Genomic DNA, 5903 nt, shown 5'->3' on the forward strand with positions numbered 1-5903 from the left:
GCGGTCAATCACCTCCTGATGTCTCACCGCATAGGAGGTATCAAAATAGGCGCGCTCTTCGGCCAGCTTCTGAAAGAGCATGACCGAACGCTGCTGATGGGCCCGATTCTCGCTGTGCATAAACGGGACGTACACGAAATAGCGCTCGACCAAATGTAACTGTCGGTCCAATCCCGCAGCGATCATTTGCTCCGCTATCTGCTGGGCCAGCGGGTCGTTGCGGAACATATTGCGGGGAAACTGATCCAGGACCAGGATAAGCGCCACACCGCCCCGCGCCGTCTCCGTCCAGTGGGTCAGTTGGCCTTGAGCGGCCAGTTCATAGCCGGCCTGGAAACGCTGGACAATCTCCCGGTCGAAGTCGGCATTCTGAACAAACCAGCGCGGGGCGTATTCTTCAAAATAGGCCGGCTCATCCCGGATTTCGCCAAACCAGAAGGTCAGGATTTCTTCGATGTCGGCCATGCGCGGACCGTCCCGGCAGGAGTGCAGACCGGGGCGGACCCGAACGGCCCGCCCTGGTTCTAAGGGTTAAATTGCCCGGTAGGCGGCAAACGACTGCGTTGACGACCGCGCACTGGGGTCGGTTATCACGTTGATCACCGCCGGCTTGCCCGAGGCAACGGCACGTTCGAGGGCGGGCCGAATGTCTTCCGGCCTTTCGACAAACTCACCGTGCGCCCCGAACACCTTGGCCATCTCGTCATACCGGCTGAAGCCCAGGTCGCGTCCGGCGTTCATCACCCCCGCGCCGGCCCAGCCGCCGTTATTGCTGATAACGATGATGGCCGGAATGTTCTTGCGGACCATGGTGTCGATTTCCATGCCGTTCATGCCAAACGAACCGTCTCCGCTGAGGACAATGACCTGGGTGTCCGGTTTGGCCACTTTTGCGCCGAGTCCGAACGGCACGGCCACGCCCATACAGCCGTTCGGGCCGGCGTTGACCCGGTGGCCGGGAGCGTTCGTCGGCACCGACTGCCGCGCAAAATTGAGAATCTCGTGGCCGTCGACGACAATAATGGCGTCGCGGTCCATAAAATCCCGGACCTCTTTGCACAGCCGCAGGGGGTGCATGGGAGACGATTCCGCCTGCATGATGGCGCTCATCTTTTCCTGGGAACGTTGGTCATGGCCGCGCAGCGTATCGATCCAGGCCAGTTCGTCCCGGCCCCGGAAAGAGTCGCTGGCCTCGTCTGTCAGCTGGCGTAAGACCATCTTGGCGTCACCCACGATACCGACATCAACCGCGCGGTTGCGACCGATCTCTTCGTCCGCAATATCGACCTGGATCATTTTGACATCTTCCGCAAAACGCGGCGCCTGCCCGAAACCCAGAATGAAGTTGAGGCGCGTACCGACAATCAGCACCACGTCAGCCTCTTTCCAGGCCCGGTTGCGCGCGCCCAGAAAGCTCAGGGCATGGTCCTCAGGAATAACGCCACGCCCCTGTGGGGTGGTATAAAAGGGGATGCCGGTCGTTTCCACAAACTCCTGGAGTTCCTGCATCGCGCCCGACCACATGATACCAGTCCCGGTAATGACCAAGGGTCGCTCGGCCGCCTTCAGCAGCGCCACCGCCTCCTTGACCAGGGCCGGATCACCGGCCACCCGCGGGACTTGGTGGGGACGCTTGGGAAACGTGACTTCCTCTTCTTCAACCACACGGTAGAGGACGTCGCCCGGCAGGTCGACATAGACCGGACCCGGCTGACCGCTGGTGGCCACGCGAAAGGCTTTATTGATGATTTCCGGAATGCGACGCGCGTCTTTGACCCGCTCGGACATTTTGGTGATCGGCTTGAACATGCCGACCTGATCCATCTCCTGGAATGCGCCCATGCCGTCCTGGGAAATGGCACTCGCTCCGCCCAGAGCAACGACCGGAACGGCGTCCAGATAGGCATTGCCAACCCCGGTGATCAGATTGGTGACACCGGGGCCGGAGGCGGCAAAGCACACCCCTGGCCTGCCCAGCACCCGGCTATAGGCGTGGGCGGCCATGGAAGCCCCCTGCTCGTGGCGCACATCGACCGAGTTAAATCCAATCTCAATGCATTTGGAGGCCACATCGACCATCGGTCCGCCGGTGATATAGAAAACGGTATCCACGCCTTCGTCTTTGAGCGATTTGACAACCAATGAATTGCCATCAACTTTTGCCATACTCTCCTCCCTTTTCTTCTGGGTTCATCCCGTGTGACCGGGCATCTTATCCTTAGTGCGCACGAAAATGCCAGAGGTGGACTCTGCATATCACACCCGCGCCACCAGTCGTCCCTCAGCCCGCAATGCCTGTCCTGAGCCGAGTCGAAGGGCCACCCCCATCGATTCCGTATTATAGACAACACCACTCCGGCCAAAGGGATCGAGCAGAATCAGACCGGCCTCTCCCCGTGTCTGTCGTGTAAGGCGAGCCAGAGCAGCGCGAGCGGCTTGCGCGGGGTCTTTGCCGCCGCGCAGCAATTCCACCGCCGTACGGGCCAGGGTCGCCCGAATAATGTCCTCGCCATCACCTGTTACCGAGCAGGCGCCAATTGCGCTGTCCGCATACGTCCCGGCCCCAATAACGGCAGAGTCGCCCACACGGCCGGAGCGCTTGCCCATCACGCCGCCGGTTGAGGTTGCCGCCGCCAGCCCGCCCGCCGAATCCAGGGCAACCGCACCAACCGTCCCGGGTTCGCCTGCGGTTTGTTGCGCCTGCCAGCGCTGGTGCTGGCGGGCGGTAATCAGTTCGTCCACCGCAGCGGGCGGTAGTCCGTGCTCTCGTGCGAATCGTTCGGCACCCTCGCCGACCAGAAATACGTGTCGCCCGTCCGTCATGACAGCCCGAGCCAGTTGGATGGCGTTCTTGATATTCCTGACCGCCCCCACGGCGCCGGTCTGAAATGTGGAGCCGTCCATAAGGGAAGCGTCAACCTCGACCGTCCCGTCTTCTGTCAGGCAGGAGCCAAGGCCGGCATTGAAGAGAGGATGATCTTCGAGAGTCACGGTTGCTTGCACGACTGCGTCGAGTGCAGACCCACCCCGAACAAGAATATTCCAGCCCGCGGCAAAGGCCGCCTCCAACCCTGATCGACGTTCGGCTTGCAGTGCTGGTGGCGTCGCAGCTCCGGCGCCACCGTGGACGATCAGAGCGGGGGTCATGGCGGAAAAGGGCGAACGCTACGGGCGGCCGCCTACAGGTCCAGCGTCTGGGCCACTACTTCACGGTGGGTCGGGGCACTGCCGAAGGCGGCTTCGGATGCCAGGCCACGGCGATAAAAGAGGTGCATATCGTGCTCCCAGGTAAACCCGATGCCGCCATGAACCTGAATGGCCTCACTGGTCACCGTCTTGCACATATCGCTGCAATACGCCTTGGCCATAGGTACGGCCTGGGACGCTTCGTCCACATTCTCATCGACCGTCCAGGCCGCGTAATAGGTCAGTGAGCGTGCGTTTTCGACCTGGACCATCATATCCACACATTTGTGTTTGACGGCTTGAAAACTGCCTATGGGTTTCCCGAACTGCACCCGCTCCTTGGCGTACTCAACGGCCATATCGAGCGCCTGCTGTCCGGTCCCGACCATCTCGGTGCACAGCCCGGCGATGGCTTGATCGAGGACGCGCTGGAGAATCGACCAGCCCCGGCCCACCTCGCCAAGAACCTGCGAGCCAGCTATCGCAACATCCTGGAAAGCGACGTGACACTGGCGACGGGTCATGTCTACGGTTTTCAGTTGGGTGATCTCGACCCCCGGCGACTTGGCATCGACCAGAAAGAGCGTAATGCCCTCTTCTGCCGGAGCATCGGGTGAACCGGTACGTGCGGCAACCACCATCTGGTCGGCAACATGCGCGTCCGGCACAAAGAGTTTTTCCCCGGACAGCACAAAGTCGCTGCCCCGAGCCGTGGCCGGCATACCAATGCCGCCAGCGTCATAGCGGCCGCTCTTTTCGGCCTGGGCCAAGGTCATGACCAGTTCACCAGCCGCGACCTGGGGAAGAACGGCAGCCTTTTGCTCGTCCGAGCCGCCGGCCAGCACGGCCGGGCCGCCCAGGAGCACGGTCGCCGAAAACGGTCCAGGCATCAGAGACCTGCCCATCTCTTCCATCACCACAACCAGATCGAGAAAACTCCCGCCAATACCGCCGTGCTCCTCGGGAATCAGAATACCCATCCAGCCCAACTCAGCGGCTTTTTTCCAGAGTTCCGTGGCGTGGGCGCTGTCGTCTTCCATCATCTTGCGCACGAAGGTGGTCGGACACTCCGCGTCCAGGAACTTTCGGGCCGAGTCGCGCAGCAATTCTTGATCTTCACTGAAACCGAAATCCATGCTTCCTCCCTATCCCTTTGGTAAACGCAGGACGCGCTCGCCAACGATGTTGCGCATGATCTCCGACGTCCCGCCCGCAATCGTGTACAGCCGGGAGCCTAAGGCGCGGCGCGCCCAAAAACCGTTATCGATACCCTGAGCTTCCCCCAAGGCGCACTGGCTGTAGGGACCCAGCAGCTCCATGGCAACATGCGCCATGCGGAGATAGCGTCCACTCCCGGCCAGCTTGCTGATAGACCCTCCCCGTCCCCGCGCGTCGCCGCGCAACTGTTGGGTCAGTTGCCGATAGCCGCCCAACTTGAGCGCCTGGATTTCAATATGAAAGGCGGCCAGCCTTTGGCGTACATCCGGGTCATCGGTTGCCGGTTGGCCATGGACTTCCAGGTCTTTGAGGCCGGCCTTCAGTCTGTCCAGCATGGGCTCCAGGTTGTAGACCATGCCAAAGTTCGCCCGCTCGAACATAAGCGTGGTAATCGCGACCTGCCAGCCGTTGTTCCGTTCGCCGACCAGATTGGCTTTGGGCACCCGGACATCCTCGAAGAAGACCTCGTTGAATTCCGCATCGCCGGAGATTTGGACCAAGGGCCGGACTGTCACCCCAGGCGCATGCATATCCACCAAGAGATAGGACAGTCCTTTGTGCTTGGGCGCGTCGGGGTCGGTCCGCGCCACAAGAATGCAGTAGTCCGCCTTGTGGGCAAAGCTCGTCCAGACCTTTTGGCCGTTCACGACAAAGTCGTCACCATCATCAACCGCCCGTGTCTGGAGGGAGGCTAGGTCCGAGCCGGAGCCCGGTTCGGAATAGCCCTGACACCATAATTCCTCAGCGCTGAGTATCCTGGGGACAAAACGCTCTTTCTGCTCCTCCGTTCCCCAGTGCATCAAGGTAGGGCCGACCAGCGAGATACCCAGCGGGCTGGCTAGGCCGGGCGCGGGCACCCGGGCCCGCGCCTGCCGGCAGCTGCTGTGCTCCATGCTCGTAGCGCCCCGACCGCCGTACTCCTGGGGCCAATGAATGCCGACCCAGCCCGCGCCGTGCAGCTTCTTCTGCCAGTCGAACTTGATCTGAAAGCGCTCTTCCTGGTCGATAATCTCAAAGGTCTCCGGGTCGTAGTTGTCCGCCGGATTAGCTTCGAGCCACGAGCGTAGCTCCTGCCGAAACGCGTCTTCTTGCGGAGAATAGTCAAAGTCCACGCCGTACTCCTGTCGCGGAAAAGTATCGCGCGCGAATTATAGTTTTTGGTCAGGAGAAAGGAAAGGGGTCAAGGCGAAAGGCTGCGCCCGGCTTGACACCCGGCCCGTGGGCTGACTAATTGAGCCCGACATCTTTCTCTAGCTGATCGGGGGTTCGGGTGCGTTATCGCCAAACATTCATCCCAACATTACGTGAAGATCCGACCGAGGCCGAAGTCATCAGCCACAAGCTCTTACTGCGCGCCGGTATGATGCGCCAGGTGGCGCGCGGCGTGTATGACTTTCTGCCGCTCGGGCTGCGCGTTGTGCGGAAAGTCGAAAACATTGTACGCGAAGAAATGAACCGCGCAGGGGCCCAGGAAATTCTCATGCCGGCGGTCTGTCCGG

General features: G+C 61.1%; 6 protein-coding genes. 1 reads left to right on the forward strand and 5 read right to left on the reverse strand.

Annotated elements, in window-relative coordinates:
• From OXG98_17995 to OXG98_18015, 5 genes are all read right to left on the reverse strand, one after another.
• Positions 1–465: DUF924 domain-containing protein (locus OXG98_17995; protein MCY3773903.1), on the reverse strand; the 465-nt coding region annotated here is incomplete at its 3' end.
• Between the two features lie 66 nt (positions 466–531).
• Positions 532–2166, reverse strand: coding sequence for a thiamine pyrophosphate-binding protein (locus OXG98_18000; GenBank protein ID MCY3773904.1), 1635 nt, complete (start codon positions 2164–2166; stop codon positions 532–534).
• Between the two features lie 90 nt (positions 2167–2256).
• Positions 2257–3147 (reverse strand): isoaspartyl peptidase/L-asparaginase, encoded by an 891-nt coding sequence (locus tag OXG98_18005; protein MCY3773905.1) that lies wholly within the window; start codon positions 3145–3147, stop codon positions 2257–2259.
• 32 nt (positions 3148–3179) lie between these two features.
• Positions 3180–4322, reverse strand: a complete 1143-nt coding sequence (locus OXG98_18010; GenBank protein MCY3773906.1) for an acyl-CoA/acyl-ACP dehydrogenase — start codon at positions 4320–4322, stop codon at positions 3180–3182.
• A 9-nt stretch (positions 4323–4331) separates the two neighbouring features.
• On the reverse strand, positions 4332–5516 hold the full coding sequence (locus tag OXG98_18015; protein MCY3773907.1) for an acyl-CoA dehydrogenase family protein: 1185 nt from the start codon (positions 5514–5516) through the stop codon (positions 4332–4334).
• A 158-nt stretch (positions 5517–5674) separates the two neighbouring features.
• On the opposite strand from OXG98_18015, the gene OXG98_18020 reads away from it, so the two are divergent.
• A partial coding sequence (locus OXG98_18020) for a proline--tRNA ligase (protein ID MCY3773908.1) occupies positions 5675–5903 on the forward strand: 229 nt, incomplete at its 3' end.

Source organism: Gemmatimonadota bacterium (genome assembly GCA_026706345.1).
Taxonomy (GTDB): Bacteria; JAAXHH01; JAAXHH01; order JAAXHH01; family JAAXHH01; genus JAAXHH01.